Raw genomic sequence first — 17,207 nt, 5'->3', positions numbered from 1 at the left:
AGTGCATGAGCACCGACCACGTCAGCGTCGACTGGGAGCACGCCCGCGACACCAACCGCGCGAACTGGGACGACCGCGTCCCGATCCACGAGGGCGCGTACGAGATCGACGCCCTCTCCGACCCCGACCACCGCTCGGCCGTGGTCCGCGACGACCTGCCCGCCCTCGCCCCGTGGCTGCCCGACGGTTCGCTCGCCGGCCTCGACCTCTGCCACCTGCAGTGCCACATCGGCACCGACACCGTGTCGCTCGCGCGCGAGGGCGCCCGCGTCACCGGCGTCGACTTCTCCCCTGCCGCCCTCGCGTCCGCGGCGGGGCTGTCCGAGCGGCTCGGGCTCGACGTGACGTGGGTCGAGACGGACGTCCTCGACGCCCGGGCCGTGGTCGTCGGCGACTTCGACGTCGTCTACACGAGCATCGGCACGATCTGCTGGCTCGCCGACCTCGACCGGTGGGCGGCACAGGTCGCCGCGCTGCTCCGCCCGGGTGGCGTGTTCTTCATCCGCGACGGCCACCCCGCGCTCTACGCCCTCGACGAGACCGCCGACGAGCTCGTCACCCGGTACCGGTACTTCCCCGACGGCACCGCCCAGCAGTGGGACGATGCCGGCACCTACGCGGGCGACGGAACGGTCGCGAACACCCGCACCTACGAGTGGCCGCACCCGCTGTCCGAGATCGTGAACGCGCTGCTCGGTGCCGGGCTCCGGCTTCGTCGGCTCGACGAGGGGCGGACCCTGCCGTGGCGGTTCAGTCCGCGGATGGAGGACACCGCCGACGGCTCCTGGGCCTGGCCGGCGTCCGACCGGGATCGGCTGCCGGCGACCTTCACGATCGTGGCGACGAAGGACTGACGACCTGTGCGTCCTTTCATGGACAGGCCGTCGCAGTCGCGCGCACCATGCAGGGGTATTCCACAATGCTCCTGCGAAATCGGGTCGCAGGGGTTCCACCCGCCGGACGACGAGGTCCGGCCGAGGACAGGAGAACCGTGTGAAGAACAACACTCGAGCGCGGATCGGCCTCGCGGCCGCCGTCGCCGCGACGATCGCAGGGGGATCACTCGCCGCCGCACCGGCTCTCGCCGCGACACCGTCGTGTGCGAGCGCATGGAGCGCCGGCACGGCGTACACCGGTGGCGCCACGGTGAGCGAGAACGGCACGAACTACACCGCGAACTGGTGGACGCAGGGCGATGACCCCGCGACCCACTCCGGCGCGACGGGCAGCGGGCAACCGTGGACCTCGACCGGCGCCTGCACGGGCTCCGGTGGCGGCACCACGGACCCCGGCGGCGGGACGACCGACCCCGGCACGGGCGGCAGCGCCGGCACCGCGAGCGGCCTCGTGTTCAGCCCGTACAAGGACGTCACGGTGAACCTCGACTGGAACACGAACGTCATGAACACCGCGGTCACCGGCACCCGGATCCCCGTCGTCGGGGCGAGCAACAGCCTCGTCTCCACCCGGGAGCCCGGGCTCAAGGCGATCACCCTCGCCTTCGCGACCGGCACCTGCGGCAGCGAGAACTGGGGCGGTGTCGCCGCGGACGCGTTCGCGAGCGCCAACATCCCGAAGCTCGACGCCGCGGGAGTGGACTACATCGTCAGCACCGGCGGCGCCGCGGGCTCCTTCACGTGCTCCGGCACGGGGCTGCAGAGCTTCATCGCCCGCTACGCCACCCCGCACATGATCGGAGTCGACTTCGACATCGAGAGCGGTCAGTCGGCCGCCGACGTGCAGAACCTGGTGAACGCCGCAGCACTCGCCCAGACGAAGTACCCGGGACTGCGCTTCTCGTTCACCCTGGCGACCCTCGCCGCGAGTGACGGGTCGTACGGCGGCCTGAACAGCACCGGCGACGCCACCGTGAGGGCGATCAAGGCGTCGAGCCTGACGAACTACACCGTCAACCTCATGACGATGGACTTCGGCCGCGCGACCACCGCGAACTGCGTCCTCTCCGGATCCACCTGCGAGATGGGGCAGTCCTCCATCCAGGCCGTGACCAACCTCGAGCACACGTACGGCATCGCGCCGTCGAAGATCGAGGTCACCCCGATGATCGGTGTGAACGACGCCTCCGACGAGGTCTTCACCCTCGCCGACGTCGACACGCTGTCCGCCTACGCCGAGGCGAACGGCCTCGCCGGCGTGCACTACTGGTCGCTCGACCGGGACACCCCCTGCGCCTCGACGACGGCGTCGTCCACGTGCAGCTCCGTCTCGAGCGCTCCGGCGCTCGCCTGGACCGACCGGTTCCTCGCCGACCTGAAGTAGTCGCCACCACGTGACGGACGGGAGGCACGGTGCCGGCTGGCACCGTGCCTCCCGTCCGTCTGCTGGTCACGCGCCGGTCGTCAGGTCGCCTCGGCGTCGAAGGGTGCGGCCTCGCCGGCGGCGAGCGGCACCACGGGTGCCGTCGCACGCACCTTCGAGGCGGTGACCTGCGCCGTCTGCACGGCGGCCGCGCTGCCGCCGGAGTCGAGCAGGGCGTCGCGGATGATCCGCCGGGGGTCGTACTGTCGCGGGTCCAGCTTCTGCCAGTCGACCTCGTCGAACTCGGGGCCCATCTCCTCGCGCATCCGGTCCTTCGCGGTGTCGGCGAAACGACGGACGGCCTTCACGAACTCGGCGAGCTTCTGGGCGTACATCGGCAGCCGCTGCGGGCCGAGCAGGAGGACGCCGATGATCCCGATCACCAGGAACTTCTCGAAGCCGTCGAACACGGTACGAGCGTAACCCGTCCGCACCGCACAGCACCCGTAGAGTTGTCCTCCGAACGGAGTGTGCGTGTCAGAGAAAGAGTCGAACTGGAAGTTCGCCGAGGACATCGTCTCGGAGTCCGAGGTGATCGCCCGAGCGCGGGAGCACTCCCTCGAACTCGGGGTGGAGGCGATCTCCCCCGCCATCGGTGCGCAGATCGGCGTCGTCGCTGCCGCCTCACGCGCGACGAGCATGATCGAGATCGGCACCGGTCTCGGCGTCTCCGGCCTGTACCTGCTCGGCGGCGCCCCGACCGCCACCCTCACCACGATCGACATCGAGGTCGACCACCAGCAGTACGCCCGTGACGCCTACATCGCCGCGGGCACGGCCCCCGCGCGCATCCGGCTCATCCCGGGCCGCGCGAACCAGGTCCTGCCGCGCATGAACGAGGCGTCCTACGACGTCGTCCTCGTCGACGCCGACCCGGAGCACGTCATCGAGTACGTCGAGCACGGGCTGCGGCTCGCGCGCCTCGGCGGGACCGTCCTGGTGCCCCACGCGCTCTGGCGCGGGCGCGTCGCGGACCCGGTGAAGCGGGACCGGGCGACCACGGACTTCCGGCTGCTCCTCACCGAGGTGTCGACGTCGGGGGCGGTCATCAGCGCGCTGTCGCCGGCGGGCGACGGCCTGCTGCAGATGACGAAGGTCTCCGCGTAGCTAGAGGTACCTGCGCACCTCATCGGTGAAGCGTGGCACACCAGCTCGTCGCAAGGTGCCCAGGACGTCTCCCACGCTCTGCGGCGGATCGACATAGTCCTCGCTGAGTTCCCGGGGCACCCGGGTGATCATTCCGGGGTAGAGGTCGAGCTGGTCGAGGAGGAAGGCGTCAGGGTGGACGACCTCGACGTCGAACGCCTGGAGCGACTCGGCCGGGAAGTCCCGAACGGTGAACGTCACGAGTGCATCAGCCTTCGCGCGGACGCGGCGGCCAGCACGTGGCGGTCCTTCGGATCGCACGTCAGGGCGTCCACCAGGTCGTCGTGCCCGGTCACCAGCGCATCAGGGAAGTAGGTCCGCATCACGTCCAGCCGTCGGTCGATGCCCGTCGGCGAGATCCCGGCGGCCACCGCGTTGCGACGGACTTCTTCGAGGACCCCCTCGGACCACAACGGGCGGAACGCTCCCTCGTCGGCGAGCCGGAGGAGGAAGTCGGAGAGCGTGATCCCGTAGATCGTGCAGGCGTCGAAGAAGACCGTGAACGCCACGATCAGTCGGCCGTCGCCCGGTCGCGTCGGTCACGTCGGTCACGTTCGAGCGCCTGTCCGTCGCGTGCGGCCTGCCGCAGGGCTGAACGGCGGCCCGTCCGGAACTGCTCCTGGAATTCGACGAGGTCCCGGAGGAGCACTCGACGGTGCCGACCACGCTTCTCGAACGCGATGCTGCCGTCCTCGAGGTACTTGACGAGCGTGGGGCGGGACACGCCGAGGAAGTCAGCTGCCTGCTGCGTGGTCATCTGTGTGTCGTTCCGCGCAACCGTGACGCCACTGCCCTGCGCGAGCGCATCGGCGACCTGCTCGAGCACCTCGAAGATCTCCAGCGGGATCTTCCGGACACGTCCATCGGGTGCGCGGAGTTCGGCGAGCTGCTCATCGCGCGCAGCCTGCTCGATCTCGCGCAGCAGCTGGGCGAGCCCGGCGATGTCCTCACGATCATCCGTCGGGAAGTACGTCCGCGACGTGGCACGGCGGTCCGGGAGGTCAGTGGCGGTCGGCATGGCAAGAGCCTAATCGAAATAACCGAAAGGCGCCCGCGCTACGCGAGGTGGCGCAGGTAGCGTTCCGGGGCCTCGAGGAACGCCCGCTGGTTGCGGACCAGATCGAGATCGCCCCAGGCCGCCCGGCGGAGGCCCCACTCCCCCACCTCGTGGATGGTGGCACCGGGGAACGCTGCGAGCACCGGTGAGTGCGTCGACAGCACGACCTGTCCGAGACCGCTGTCCACGATGGACTGCAGCAGGCCGATGAGCGCCAGGCAGCCGGAGAACGACAGCGCGGACTCCGGTTCGTCGAGGATCCAGAGCCCGGGCCACCGCGACCGGTCGATCACGAAGTCGAGGAACGACTCCCCGTGGCTGCGTTCGTGGAACCGGGGCTCGGGACGTGCGCCGGGGTGCTCCTCGAGGAACGTGAACAGCCCGTGCATGGTCTCGGCGCGGAGGAAGAACCCGCCCTTGGACGCCCCCGGTTCCCGAACGAGGACGAGGTGCTCCCAGAGCTGGGACTCGGTCGGGCGCGTCGAGTGCCCCGACATCGTCGAACCGCCTTCCGGTCCCATCCCGAACGCGAGTGCGATCGCCTCGACCAACGTGGACTTGCCGACGCCGTTGTCGCCGACGAACACCGTCACGGGGTCCAGGTCGAGCCCGTCGTCGAGGAGCTGCCGCACGGGCGCGAGGGTCCCGGGCCACCGCTCGCGCACCAGTGGGTCCGGCGCGTACTCCTCGACGCGGCGGATGGGCAGGCGGGTCCGTGGCACGCCCCCATGGTGCCGGACGGCACCGACAGGCCGACCGGCCGACCGGCCGCTCGCCGTGAGGACGCGGGACGGCCCGGAGCGTACGCGCTCCGGGCCGTCCCGTTCGGTGCGTCGACGTACTAGGCCGAGACGACCTCGGCGAGTGCGTCGTGGAGTTCCTTCGCCTCGGCATCGTTGACCGAGACGACCAGGCGGCCTCCACCTTCGAGCGGAACCCGCACGATGATGAGTCGACCCTCCTTAACAGCCTCCATCGGCCCGTCACCGGTCCTCGGCTTCATGGCTGCCATCAGATGTCCCCTTTCGTGCAGTACATGCGCGACCATTATCTCGTATCGATGGGGGAACTGCGAAACCGCCCAGGTCGGGGGGTGGTGGATCGCCACGTCCTCACGGCTCCGCGGCCGATCACGGCGGGGTCCAGTCGTAGCCGTCCACCCACCAGCAGGAGTACAGCCACACCCACTGGAGTGCGAGGCACACCACGACGACCAGCACCCGGTACACCCGTGACCGCGGCAACGCCACGATCCCGAGCAGCGGCGCGATCGGCAGCAGGATGCGCCAGGTGCTCGACTGCGGGAAGAACACCGCCAGCAGGTACACGAGGTAGGCGACGCCCCACAGGCGCAGCTCGAGCCCGATCCGCCGCGCGGCGGGCATGAAGACGAACGCAGCGAAGCCGACGACCACCACGGCGAGCAGGATCCCGCCGGCGGGCTGCCGGAACCACCAGTCGAAGCCCTGGATCCACGGCGCGAACGGGACGAGCTCCTTCCAGCCGATGTACGACGACCGCCACGCGAGCTCGGTGTCCGTGTAGGCCTTCGGCACGCCGGTGACTGCCCAGGCGATCGCCGGCCACGCCAGTCCGACGAGCCCCGAGACGACGGCGACGACCGCGGGCGGGACGAACCGCCGAACCGTGAGCGGCGACGGCGCGCGGACCCACCCGGGGCGGACGAACCACGCCCCGAGGAACAGCACGATCAGCAGCGCGAAGGCCAGTCCGGTCGGCCGGGTCATCCCGAGCAGCAGCACGACCGGGATCATCGTCCACCAACGCCGTTCGACCATCAGCAGGAGGGCGACGAGCAGCAGGAAGAGCCCCATCGCCTCGGCGTAGGCGACCTGGAACATCACCGAGACCGGCGCCACGCAGAACAGGACGGTCGCGAACGTCGCCCGCGCCGGGTCGAGGAACCTCCCCAGGAGGCGCCGGAAGACGAGCGCCGCACCCCACCCGAAGAGCAGCGACACCGACACCGCCACGAGCTCGAACGACGCCCCGGTGAGGACCATCAGCCCCCGTACCAGGAACGGGTACGCCGGCATGAACGCCCACGCGTTCTCGGTCACGTGGCCGGCGGCGTCGACCGGCAGCGTCGAGGGGTAGCCGCCCGAAGCGATCACCCGGTACCAGGCGCCGTCCCAGATCGACGAGAACGACAGCAGGCCCGGGTGCTGGACGGTGAACGAGTTCGCCGCTTGCGCGCTCGCGAACACGCCGAGCATCACGGCCGTGACGATCCGCGCGAGCACGTAGACGACCGTGATCCGCGCCCACCACGGCACGACCCGGTAGCGGGCGTGCCGCCGGGCGCGGGCAGGGGTCAGCCGGGTGGACCCGGCCGTGGTCAGGCCGTCAGCCACCGACGCAGACCGTCCTCGACCGAGGTGATCTGGTCGACGGGGACCTGCTCGTCGTCGTGGTGGGCGTAGACCGGTTCGCCCGGCCCGTAGTTGACCGCGGGGACGCCGAGCGCGGAGAAGCGCGCGACGTCGGTCCAGCCGTACTTCGGGCGGGGCGCCGGGCCACCGACCGCGGCGACGAAGTCCTGCGCGAGCGGGGCGTCGAGGCCGGGTCGGGCACCTGCCGCGAGGTCGACGATCTGCACGTCGTACCCGTCGAAGAGCTCCCGGATGTGGGCGACGGCCTCGTCGGCGCTGCGCGAGGGCGCGAAGCGGTAGTTGACGTGCACCATCGCCTCGTCGGGGATGACGTTGCCGGCGATGCCACCCGTGATCCCGACGGCGTTGAGGCCCTCGCGGTACTCGAGCCCGTCGACCGTGACGGTGCGGGGCTCGTACGCGGCGAGGGTGGCCAGGATCGGTGCCGCCTTGTGGATGGCGTTGTCGCCGATCCAGCTGCGGGCACTGTGCGAGCGCTTGCCGTAGGTGCGGATCTCGGCGCGGAGGTTCCCGTTGCAGCCGCCCTCGATCTGCGCGCCCGACGGCTCGCCGAGGATCGCGAAGTCGCCGGCGAGGAGCTCGGGCCGGGTGCGGGCCATGCGTCCGAGGCCGTTGAGCGAGTCGCTGACCTCCTCGTGGTCGTAGAAGACCCAGGTCACGTCCACGTTCGGTGCGGCGAGGTCGTGCGCGAGCTTGAGCTGCACGGCACAGCCGGCCTTCATGTCGACGGTGCCCCGCCCCCAGAGCACGCGCTGGCCGTCGACGTCCCGGAAGGAGGTCGGCAGGTTCCCGTTGAGCGGCACGGTGTCGATGTGCCCGGCGATGACGACCCGGCGGTCGCGCCCGAGGTTCGTCCGGGCCACGACCGCGTCGCCGTCCCGGATCACCTCGAGGTGTGCGAGCGGCGTCAGGGCCGCTTCGATCGCGTCGGCGAGCGGCCCCTCGTTGCCGGACACCGACTCGATGTCGCAGATGGCGCGGGTGATGTCGATGGACGAGGCGGTGAGGTCGAGCTGCTCCGGCATGCGGTCACCTTATCGGCCGCCCCTTGCCGCTCGCCCGTTCGGCCAGGAGGCGCGGTGCGCGTCCCGGAGACCCGTCCGGCCGGTCGGGTGGTCCCGTCCGACTCCTCGGTACCCTGGTCGGGTGACCGAGACGACCGCACCGAACGACCGCCCGACCCACGCCTGGGGCCACGGCCTCGCGACGATCGCCGCCGACGGCACGACGCTCGACACCTGGTACCCCGAGACGCACCTCGGGCAGCTGCCCGCCGATGCCGCCTTCCCCGAGGAACTCCGTGCGCACGCCGTCGACGACGCCCGCCGCGGCGTCACGATCGAGGCCGTCACCACCGAGGTCACCATCGACGCAGCCCCCGCGAGCACGCCGGACGCGTACCTCCGCCTGCACCTCCTCAGCCACCTGCGCGTACGCCCGAACGAGATCAACCTCGACGGCGTCTTCGGGCACCTGCCGATCGTCGCGTGGACGAACGCCGGCCCCGTGCACCCGGCCGACCTCACCCGCCTCCGTCCCGGCCTGCAGCGCGCCGGCATCGCCGTGCACGCCGTCGACAAGTTCCCGCGTCTCCTCGACTACGTCGTGCCGGACCGCGTCCGCATCGGCGACGCCGACCGCGTCCGCTTGGGCGCTCACCTCGCCCCGGGCACCACGGTCATGCACGAGGGCTTCGTGAACTTCAACGCCGGGACCCTCGGCGACGCCATGATCGAGGGCCGTGTCTCACAGGGCGTCGTCGTCGGGAACGGCACGGACATCGGCGGCGGCGCGTCCATCATGGGCACGCTGTCCGGCGGTGGCACGCACCGGGTGTCCCTCGGCGAGCGCGCGCTCCTCGGGGCGAACGCCGGGCTCGGCATCTCACTCGGGGACGACTCCGTCGTCGAAGCGGGCCTCTACGTGACGGCCGGCACCAAGGTCGTGCTCGTCGGCGCCGTCCCGAACCCGGACGGCACGCCGAAGACGGTGAAGGCCGCGGAGCTGTCCGGCGCGCCGAACATCCTGTTCCGACGCAACTCGATCACCGGGGCCGTCGAGGCACTGCAGCGCAGGGGCGAGGGCATCCAGCTCAACACCGCGCTCCACGCGTAGCGCCCCGCGCCCGTGCGTGAGGAGCTCACGGTCCCAGCGTGACCCTGACGGACTGGAGGCGCGGTGCCAGCCGGCACCGCGCCTCCCGTTCGTCACAACGTGCGTCAGCGCGCGGGAAGGTCCCGTTCCGGGTACCCGACGTAGAGCTGCTGCGGGCGACCGATCTTGTTCAGCGGGTCGTTGTTCAGCTCGCGCCACTGCGCGATCCACCCGGGCAGACGGCCGATCGCGAACAGCACGGTGAACATCCGCGGCGGGAACCCCATCGCCTTGTAGATGATGCCCGTGTAGAAGTCGACGTTCGGGTAGAGCTTGCGGCTGACGAAGTACTCGTCCTCGAGCGCGATGCCCTCGAGCTCCATGGCGATGTCGAGCAGGTCGTCCTGCACGCCGAGCGCCTCGAGCACCTCGTGCGCGGACTCCTTCACGAGCTTCGCGCGCGGGTCGTAGTTCTTGTAGACGCGGTGTCCGAAGCCCATGAGCTTCACCCCGCGCTCCTTGTTCTTCACCCGCTCGACGAAGCGCGACACCGGCTCGCCGGAGTCCTTGATCTGCTGGAGCATCTCGAGGACGGCCTCGTTCGCACCGCCGTGCAGCGGCCCGTACAGCGCGTTGATGCCCGCAGAGATCGAGGCGAACATGTTCGCCTTCGTCGACCCGACCAGGCGGACGGTCGCCGTCGAGGCGTTCTGCTCGTGGTCCTCGTGCAGGATGAGGAGCCGCTCGAGCGCCTTCGACAGCACCGGGTTCGGCTCGTACGTCTCGGCCATGGTGCCGAAGTTGAGGCGCAGGAAGTTGTCGACGAACGACAGCGAGTTGTCCGGGTACAGGAACGCCTGCCCGATCGACTTCTTGTGCGCGTACGCCGCGATGACGGGCAGCTTCGCCAGGAGCCGGACGGTCTGCAGCTCGACCTTCTCCGGGTCGTCGACGTCCATGTCGTCCTCGTAGTAGGTCGACAGGGCGCTGACAGCGCTAGAGAGGACGGACATCGGGTGCGCCGAGTGCGGGAGGGCGTCGAACAGTCGACGGAGGTCCTCGTGCAGCAGGGTGTGCCGACGGATGCGGGCGTCGAAGTCGGCGAGCTCGGACTCCGACGGCAGCTCGCCGTAGATGAGGAGCCAGGCGACCTCGAGGAACGTGCAGTTCGACGCGACCTGGTCGATCGGGTAGCCGCGGTACCGCAGGATGCCCTGGTCGCCGTCGATGTAGGTGATCGCGCTCTTCGTCGACCCGGTGTTCACGAACCCGTAGTCGAGCGTGTTCATCCCGGTCTGCTTCTTGAACGTCGAGATGTCCATGGTGGACGCACCGTCGACGCTCGGCAGGATCGGGAACTCCGCCGTGCCGCCCGGGAACGTCAACGTCGCGGTCTCAGCCGTCTGCTCGGCGGCGGGACTCACGGGGACGGGCGTGGTCGGCGGTGTGGCCGTCTTCTGAGCGTCATTGGCAGTGTCAGTCACGATGACAGCCTAATCGCGCGCACTGTCGGTCGTGCACACATCGAGCCTCTGGACTTGGTGGGAACCGCTGATTGCGCGGACGGCGAAAGGGTCAGGCGGACGCCAGACGCCGACCGCTGGCGAGTCGCTGGGCGGCCGCGGCGATCCGCTCATCGGTGGCGGTGAGGGCCACGCGGACGTGCTCGGCACCGGCCGGACCGTAGAAGGTGCCCGGCGCGACGAGGATCCCGCGGTCCGCGAGCCACGCCACGGTGTCCAGCGCGGGCTCGCCGCGGGTGGCCCACAGGTACAGGCCCGCCTCGCTGTGGTCGATGCGGAAGCCGGCGCCCTCGAGTGCCCGTCGGAGCATGTCCCGTCGCGCTCGGTACCGGGTCTTCTGCTGCTGCACGTGGGTCTCGTCGGCGAGGGCGACGATCATCGCCTGCTGCACCGGCAGCGGAGGCATCATCCCCGTGTGCTTCCGGACAGCGAGCACGTCCGCCAGGATCGCCGCGTCGCCGGCGACGAACGCGGCCCGGTACCCGGCGAGGTTCGACTGCTTCGAGAGGGAGTACACGCTGAGGACGCCGTCGAGGGAGTCGCCGACGACTCGCGGATCGAGGATCGTCGGAGTCGGCGCGGTGTCGTACGGCGGCTCCCACCCGAGTTCGGCGTAGCACTCGTCGCCGACGATCACGGCGCCGAGTTCCCGCGCCCGCGCCACGGCGGCGCGGAGGTCCTCGATCGACAGCACGCGCCCGTCGGGGTTGCCGGGCGAGTTCAGCCAGACGAGTCGGGTCGACGACGGCCACGCTGCGGGGTCGTCGGACGCCAGGGAGGTCGCGCCGACGAGCGCCGCGCCCAGCTCGTACGTCGGGTAGGCCGCCGCCGGGAACACCACCGTGTCCCCCGTGCCGATGCCGAGCCACAGCGCCAACCCGGCGATGAACTCCTTCGAGCCGATCGTCGGGAGCGTGTTCGCCTCGGTCAGCTCGACGCCGTGCCTACGGCCGTACCAGGCCGCGATCGCCTCACGCAGGGCCGGGGTGCCGGCGACCTGCGGGTAGGCGTGCGCGTCGGTCGCCTCGGCCAGCGCCGTGCGGACGACCGCGGGCGTCGGGTCGACCGGCGAGCCCACGCTGAGGTCGACGATGCCGCCCTCGTGAGCGGCGGCCCGCTGCTTGAACGGGACGAGCTGGTCCCAGGGGAAGTCGGGGAGGTCGAGCGCCACGTGCCTGCTCCGGTTCAACCGCGGGGCGGTTCGACCATGACGACCGGGTGGTCCTTGTGGATCACACCGACCTTCGCCGCTCCGCCGGGCGAACCGACCTCTTCGAAGAACTCGACGTTGGCCTTGTAGTAGTCGGCCCATTCTTCGGGCAGGTCGTCCTCGTAGTAGATCGCCTCGACCGGGCAGACCGGCTCACACGCACCGCAGTCGACGCACTCGTCGGGGTGGATGTACAGCGACCGGTCACCCTCGTAGATGCAGTCGACCGGGCATTCATCGATGCACGCGCGGTCCTTGACGTCGACACAGGGCTGAGCGATCACGTACGTCACGGCTGGGGTGCTCCCTTCGGACTGAGCGCTCCCGAGTCTACTCGCGGCGGGTGAGGGCTCCGGACCGCAGGCCCGACAGGTCCGGCCAGGCGAGGACGAGCGCGGCGATCACCGCCGGGCCGAACGTCCACACGTAGCCCGCCGTGTTGGCGAGCACGAGCGGGGAGCTCTGGCCCCCCACGGACGACAGGACCTGCGTGGCCGCGATGATCCCGATCCCGACCGCCGCGACCATCGCCCGCGACCGGTAGAGCAGCCGGATGCCGACGGTGAGCCCGACGACGATGAGGGTCGTCAGCACCATGCCGATCGGGAACGCGCCGAGCGTCTGCTGGTGGGTGACGGTCCCGAGGCCGCCGGCGACGAGCCCGAGCACGAGGGCGACGACGACCGCGGTGACCTTCGCCTGCCCGCTCATCTCGGCGTAGGTCTGCGGCGCCGGCGCAGCAGGGGCCTCGGCGTACCGGAACGCCTCGGTCGCGGGCGCATGGTGGCGGACGCCGTGCGGCATCACCCACGACAGGGCCGTCGGGTCGGCGGGGTCGGTCGGGTCGACGGTCACCTGCGAGCGGTACTGCTCCACGGCGGCACGGACCTTCGCCCGGACCGGCAGGACGTCGACCGTGACGTCGGCCTCGGTGCTCCCGGGGTCGACGATCATCGAGAAGGGGATGTCCTCGGCCTTCGCGGCGTACCGGGCGGCGTGGTGGACGCGGACGTGGTCCGGGTGGCCGTACCCGCCGTCGTCCGCGTAGCTCACCACGGCGTCGGCGCCGGTGGAGCGGATCGCGGCGCGGATGTCGTCGACGACCTCGCCGAGGTCCGCCGCGGTCAGCGAGTCCGCGGGAGCGTCGTCGGCGGCGATCGCCCGGCCGTCGGGTCCCCACTGCATGCCCGAGTCCGTGTAGCGACGCTCCGGCAGGTCGGTCGGTCGTGCGCCCGCTCCCCCGAGCCACAGGTGCGCCGGACCCCCGAGGGCTGCCAGCGCTCCCGCGATCTCGGTCTCGCGGTGGGCGGCGACGCGGGGGCCGTCCCCGAACAGCGGTGCGAGCTCCGGCGTGAGCATCTCGCCGCGCTCGCCGCGGGTCGCCGTGAGCACCGTCACCTCGGCGCCGAGCTCGAGCAGGGTGGCGATCGTCCCACCCGACGAGAGCGTCTCGTCGTCGGGGTGGGCGTGCACGAACAGGACGCGCTCGGCGCGGGTGGCGGGGACCTTCGACATCGGGTCCAAGCGTACGGGTCGGCGACTAGCGGGGCGTCACGATGTACGTCGCGGTCACTCCGTCGCTGCCGTCGGAGAACGTGAGCACCACGCGGTAGCCGTCACTGCGGAACATCCCGAAGGCGCTCGACGAGTCCGCACGCTTCGCCGACTCGGTGAAGCCGGCGTCGGTGAGCTGCTGCGCGGCGGTCGCGAAGTCGTCGACCGAGGCCGCGCGGACCTGGGCGACCCAGCCGGAGCCGTTCGGGCCGGAGCCGCCACCGACCACGGTGCCGTCGACGAGCGGGACCGCCTCCGACGGGAACCCGTCCGGGACCTTGCCGTCCGAGGTGACGTTCGCGCCCTTGAGCGCCGTGTCGAGCGCGCCGTCGATACCGCCCGCGACCGAGGCCATGCCGTCCTGGATCGCTTTGCCGTCGATGCCCTGGACGCCCTCGGCGACGCTCGAGGCGACCGAGGAACCGAGGTCCGTGGCCTGCTCGACCGCGTCGGCGGAGCAGCCGGACAGTCCGGCGAGGGCGATGCCGGCGGCGACGGCGGCGATCAGCGTGCGTGTCGGGGTGCGCATGCGCAGCACCCTAGATGGTGAGCCGGGAGGTGCGGCGTGAGTCCCCTGGGAACGTCACGTGCACGGCGGGGTCGAGCCGCGCCTCCCGGCCGGCCCCGCAAAACGCAACCGCCTCAGTTGCGTTTTGCGGAAGGGACGGGGTCAGGCGACGTAGGCGCGCGTCGCCGCCACGAGGGCGTCGACGCCCACCGGGATCGCCGTCTCCGCCTGCGGCGCGTAGAAGGGCGAGTGGTTGCTCGGGATCTCCTCGCCGCGGCGGAAGAGCTCCGGGTCGGTGATGCCCGTGAACCAGTACACGAGCGGCGCGCCGGCCGCCGTCGCGAGCTGACCGACGTCCTCCGAGGCCATCGCGAGCCCGATCTCGAGGTCCCGCGCTCCCGGCACCTCGGCACGGATCGCGTCCAGCACGATCTGCGCCGCTGACGCGTCGTTCACGGTGACCTCGGCGCCCGGCGAGCGGGCGATCGTGGGCGCGGGCAGGCCGCCGGCCTCGCTCTCGGCGCGGACGATGCGCTCGATGGAGGCGATGATCCGCTCGCGGGTCTCCTCGTTGCGGGCTCGCGTGGAGATCTCGATGACGGCCTGGTCCGGGATGATGTTGGCCCGGGTGCCGGAGTGGAAGCTCCCGACGGTGACGACGCCGGCGTCGCTCGGAGAGACCTCGCGGGAGACCACGGTCTGCAGACGCACGACGGCGGAGGCGGCGGTGACGATCGGGTCGAGGGAGGCCTGCGGTGCCGAACCGTGCGCGCCCCGGCCGTTGAACGTCACCGTGAGCCGGTCGCTGGACGCCATCACGGGACCGCTGCCGACCGCGACGATGCCGACCGGTGCCGGCGCGGAGTGCTGCCCGAGGACGACGTCGGGCTTCGGGAACCGATCGACGAGGCCGTCCTCGACCATGGCCCGGGCGCCGGAGATGACTTCCTCGGCGGGCTGGAACACCGCGACGACGGTCCCGTGCCAGTCGCTCGTGGTCGTGGCGAGGCGTTCGAGCGTGCCGAGCAGCCACGTCACGTGGATGTCGTGGCCGCAGGCGTGCATCGTCGGGACGTCGTTGCCGTCCTCGTCGGTGCCCCGGTGCTCGCTCGCGTAGGGCAGGCCCGTGCGCTCCTGCACGGGCAGCCCGTCCATGTCGGCGCGGAGCCACACCACGGGGCCCTCGCCGTTCGACAGGACGCCGACGACGCCGGTGCGGCCCACGCCGGTCGTCACCTCGATCCCGCCGATCTCCTCGAGCTTCGCGGCGACGATGCCCGCGGTGCGGTGCTCCTGGAAGCCGAGCTCGGGGTGCGCGTGGAGGTCCTGGTACAGCGAGAGGAGGTCGAGAGTCACGGTTCCCACCGTATCTCCCGACCCCCTCTGCCGCGGAGCGTGGTGCTGCTACGCGTCCTGACGCTTCAGGCGGGCGTAGGCACGCTGACGGGCCTGCGCGTCGAGCTCCACCTTGCGGATGCGGACGGCGTCGGGGGTGACTTCGACGCACTCGTCCTCACGCGCGAACTCGAGGCACTCCTCGAGCGAGAGCTGACGGGACGGGGTCATCGACTCGAAGGTGTCGGCCGTCGACGAACGCATGTTCGTCAGCTTCTTCTCCTTGGTGATGTTCACGTCCATGTCGTCGGCGCGCGAGTTCTCGCCGATGACCATGCCCTCGTAGACCTCTTCCGTCGGGTTGACGAAGAACGTCATCCGCTCCTGGAGGTTCGTGATGGCGAACGGCGTGACGACACCGGCGCGGTCCGACACGATCGAGCCGTTGATGCGCGTCTGGATCGGGCCGGCCCACTCGCCGTAGCCGTGCGAGATCGCGTTCGCGATGCCGGTGCCGCGGGTCTCGGTGAGGAACGACGTGCGGAAGCCGATCAGGCCGCGCGACGGCACGATGAACTCCATGCGGATCCACCCGGTGCCGTGGTTCACCATGTTCTCCATGCGGCCCTTGCGGGCGGCCATGAGCTGGGTGATGGCGCCGAGGTACTCCTCCGGCGTGTCGATCGTCATGTGCTCGTAGGGCTCGAGCGTCTTGCCGTTCTCGTCCTTCTTCGTGACGACCTGCGGCTTGCCGACGGTGAGCTCGTAGCCCTCGCGACGCATCTGCTCGACGAGGATGGCGAGCGCGAGTTCACCACGACCCTGGACCTCCCACGCGTCGGGGCGGCCGATGTCCTGCACCTTGAGCGAGACGTTGCCGACGAGCTCGCGGTCGAGGCGGTCCTTGACCATGCGCGCGGTCAGCTTGTGGCCCTTGACCTTGCCCACGAGCGGCGACGTGTTCGTGCCGATCGTCATCGAGATCGCCGGGTCGTCGACCGTGATGGTCGGCAGCGGCCGGACGTCCTCCGGGTCGGTCAGGGTCTCGCCGATGGTGATGTCCTCGAAGCCGGCGACGGCGACGATGTCACCGGGGCCCGCGGACTCGGCCGGGTAGCGGTCGAGCGCCTTCGTGATGAGCAGCTCGGTGATGCGGGCGTTCTGGACGGAGCCGTCGTGCTTGACCCACGCGACCGTCTGGCCCTTCTTCATCGTGCCGTGGAAGATGCGCAGCAGCGCGAGGCGACCGAGGAACGGCGAGGCGTCGAGGTTCGTGACGTGCGCCTGCAGCGGGTGCTCGTCGTCGTACGTCGGGGCCGGGACGTGCTGGAGGATCGCCTCGAACAGCGGCTCGAGGTCGTCGTTGTCGGGCAGCTCGCCGTCGTTCGGCTTGTTGCGGCTCGCGGCGCCGTTGCGGCCGGAGGCGTACACGACCGGCACGTCGAGGATCGCGTCGAGGTCGAGGTCGTCGACCTCGTCCGACAGGTCGGAGGCGAGACCGAGGAGCAGGTCCTGCGACTCGGACACGACCTCGTCGATGCGGGAGTCGGGGCGGTCCGTCTTGTTGACGAGGAGGATCACCGGGAGCTTCGCGGCGAGGGCCTTGCGGAGCACGAAGCGGGTCTGGGGCAGCGGGCCCTCGGACGCGTCGACGAGCAGGACGACGCCGTCGACCATCGAGAGGCCGCGCTCGACCTCGCCGCCGAAGTCGGCGTGGCCGGGGGTGTCGATCACGTTGATCGTGATGCGGCCGCCCGGGTTGAACTCCTCGGCGTGCTTCCCGTTGTAGAGCACCGAGGTGTTCTTCGCGAGGATGGTGATGCCCTTCTCGCGCTCGAGGTCGTTCGAGTCCATCATCCGGTCTTCGCCCTCGAAGTGGGCGTCGAACGAGTTGGTCTGCGTGAGCATCGCGTCGACGAGCGTGGTCTTGCCGTGGTCGACGTGTGCCACGATGGCGACGTTGCGCAGGTCGGACCGGGTGGCGAGCGCCATACAGGACATCCTTCAATTTCTGGGAGAGTGTCGGGCCGGTCGTCTTGGACACACC

Annotated in this window: 19 protein-coding genes; 4 read left to right on the top strand and 15 right to left on the bottom strand. The window is 70.7% G+C overall.

The window, feature by feature from the left end:
• Positions 1 to 5: 5 nt before the first annotated feature.
• Both HP507_RS11540 and HP507_RS11535 read left to right on the top strand, forming a co-directional pair.
• Positions 6 to 854 (top strand): class I SAM-dependent methyltransferase, encoded by an 849-nt coding sequence (locus tag HP507_RS11540; protein ID WP_175351931.1) that lies wholly within the window; start codon positions 6 to 8, stop codon positions 852 to 854.
• A gap of 139 nt (positions 855 to 993) precedes the next feature.
• Positions 994 to 2,280: a carbohydrate-binding protein gene (locus HP507_RS11535; protein WP_175351930.1), complete on the top strand. Its 1,287-nt coding sequence runs from the start codon at positions 994 to 996 to the stop codon at positions 2,278 to 2,280.
• Positions 2,281 to 2,360: 80 nt separating this feature from the next.
• On the opposite strand, the gene HP507_RS11530 is transcribed toward HP507_RS11535, so the two are convergent.
• Positions 2,361 to 2,729 (bottom strand): twin-arginine translocase TatA/TatE family subunit, encoded by a 369-nt coding sequence (locus HP507_RS11530; protein WP_175351929.1) that lies wholly within the window; start codon positions 2,727 to 2,729, stop codon positions 2,361 to 2,363.
• A gap of 64 nt (positions 2,730 to 2,793) precedes the next feature.
• On the opposite strand from HP507_RS11530, the gene HP507_RS11525 reads away from it, so the two are divergent.
• Positions 2,794 to 3,426, top strand: a complete 633-nt coding sequence (locus HP507_RS11525) for an O-methyltransferase (protein ID WP_175351928.1) — start codon at positions 2,794 to 2,796, stop codon at positions 3,424 to 3,426.
• Here HP507_RS11525 and HP507_RS17600 read toward each other — a convergent pair whose 3' ends face one another.
• The 7 genes from HP507_RS17600 to dapE all read right to left on the bottom strand — a co-directional run bounded on the left by HP507_RS17600 (position 3,427) and on the right by dapE (position 7,961).
• The gene (locus HP507_RS17600) at positions 3,427 to 3,666 is read right to left on the bottom strand and encodes a VapC50 family PIN domain-containing toxin (protein WP_217508718.1); all 240 of its coding nucleotides are present in this window, start codon (positions 3,664 to 3,666) and stop codon (positions 3,427 to 3,429) included. It abuts the gene before it with no gap.
• The gene (locus HP507_RS17595; RefSeq protein ID WP_217508717.1) at positions 3,663 to 3,974 is read right to left on the bottom strand and encodes a PIN domain-containing protein; all 312 of its coding nucleotides are present in this window, start codon (positions 3,972 to 3,974) and stop codon (positions 3,663 to 3,665) included. Before HP507_RS17595 ends, HP507_RS17600 begins: the two co-directional genes overlap by 4 nt.
• A gap of 2 nt (positions 3,975 to 3,976) precedes the next feature.
• Complete coding sequence (locus HP507_RS11515; RefSeq protein WP_175351927.1) at positions 3,977 to 4,483, bottom strand: helix-turn-helix domain-containing protein; 507 nt, start codon at positions 4,481 to 4,483, stop codon at positions 3,977 to 3,979.
• A gap of 38 nt (positions 4,484 to 4,521) precedes the next feature.
• Positions 4,522 to 5,244 carry an AAA family ATPase gene (locus tag HP507_RS11510; RefSeq protein ID WP_175351926.1) on the bottom strand — a complete coding sequence of 241 codons (723 nt, stop codon included), beginning with the start codon at positions 5,242 to 5,244 and terminating at the stop codon, positions 4,522 to 4,524.
• Positions 5,245 to 5,363: 119 nt separating this feature from the next.
• Positions 5,364 to 5,534 carry a DUF3117 domain-containing protein gene (locus HP507_RS11505; protein ID WP_017887054.1) on the bottom strand — a complete coding sequence of 57 codons (171 nt, stop codon included), beginning with the start codon at positions 5,532 to 5,534 and terminating at the stop codon, positions 5,364 to 5,366.
• 118 nt (positions 5,535 to 5,652) lie between these two features.
• Positions 5,653 to 6,897 (bottom strand): hypothetical protein, encoded by a 1,245-nt coding sequence (locus tag HP507_RS11500; protein ID WP_175351925.1) that lies wholly within the window; start codon positions 6,895 to 6,897, stop codon positions 5,653 to 5,655.
• Complete coding sequence (gene dapE, locus HP507_RS11495) at positions 6,882 to 7,961, bottom strand: succinyl-diaminopimelate desuccinylase (RefSeq protein WP_175351924.1); 1,080 nt, start codon at positions 7,959 to 7,961, stop codon at positions 6,882 to 6,884. The genes HP507_RS11500 and dapE overlap by 16 nt, the downstream gene beginning before the upstream one ends.
• Before the next feature lie 121 nt (positions 7,962 to 8,082).
• Here dapE and dapD point away from each other — a divergent pair, with 121 nt between their 5' ends.
• Entirely contained in the window at positions 8,083 to 9,051 is a 969-nt protein-coding gene (gene dapD / locus HP507_RS11490; protein WP_271207170.1) for a 2,3,4,5-tetrahydropyridine-2,6-dicarboxylate N-succinyltransferase, read from the top strand.
• 104 nt (positions 9,052 to 9,155) lie between these two features.
• Here the strand turns inward: dapD and HP507_RS11485 are convergent, their stop codons facing one another.
• The 7 genes from HP507_RS11485 to typA form a co-directional block, all read right to left on the bottom strand.
• On the bottom strand, positions 9,156 to 10,454 hold the full coding sequence (locus HP507_RS11485) for a citrate synthase (protein ID WP_175352002.1): 1,299 nt from the start codon (positions 10,452 to 10,454) through the stop codon (positions 9,156 to 9,158).
• Between the two features lie 151 nt (positions 10,455 to 10,605).
• Positions 10,606 to 11,724 (bottom strand): succinyldiaminopimelate transaminase, encoded by a 1,119-nt coding sequence (gene dapC / locus HP507_RS11480; RefSeq protein ID WP_175351922.1) that lies wholly within the window; start codon positions 11,722 to 11,724, stop codon positions 10,606 to 10,608.
• Positions 11,725 to 11,738: 14 nt separating this feature from the next.
• A complete protein-coding gene (gene fdxA, locus HP507_RS11475; protein WP_175351921.1) occupies positions 11,739 to 12,056 on the bottom strand; it encodes a ferredoxin in 318 nt (105 codons plus the stop codon).
• A gap of 37 nt (positions 12,057 to 12,093) precedes the next feature.
• Positions 12,094 to 13,278, bottom strand: coding sequence for a PIG-L family deacetylase (locus tag HP507_RS11470; RefSeq protein ID WP_175351920.1), 1,185 nt, complete (start codon positions 13,276 to 13,278; stop codon positions 12,094 to 12,096).
• Positions 13,279 to 13,303: 25 nt separating this feature from the next.
• The gene (locus HP507_RS11465; RefSeq protein ID WP_175351919.1) at positions 13,304 to 13,846 is read right to left on the bottom strand and encodes a hypothetical protein; all 543 of its coding nucleotides are present in this window, start codon (positions 13,844 to 13,846) and stop codon (positions 13,304 to 13,306) included.
• A gap of 141 nt (positions 13,847 to 13,987) precedes the next feature.
• Positions 13,988 to 15,181: an amidohydrolase gene (locus tag HP507_RS11460; RefSeq protein WP_271207171.1), complete on the bottom strand. Its 1,194-nt coding sequence runs from the start codon at positions 15,179 to 15,181 to the stop codon at positions 13,988 to 13,990.
• Positions 15,182 to 15,229: 48 nt separating this feature from the next.
• A complete protein-coding gene (gene typA, locus HP507_RS11455) occupies positions 15,230 to 17,152 on the bottom strand; it encodes a translational GTPase TypA (RefSeq protein WP_175351917.1) in 1,923 nt (640 codons plus the stop codon).
• Between the last annotated feature and the right edge of the window lie 55 nt (positions 17,153 to 17,207).

Source organism: Curtobacterium pusillum (genome assembly GCF_013359865.1).
GTDB classification, from domain to species: domain Bacteria; phylum Actinomycetota; class Actinomycetes; order Actinomycetales; family Microbacteriaceae; genus Curtobacterium; species Curtobacterium pusillum.
The sequence above is the reverse complement of the archived record's forward strand: the minus strand, read 5'-3'. Positions and strand labels throughout refer to the sequence as shown.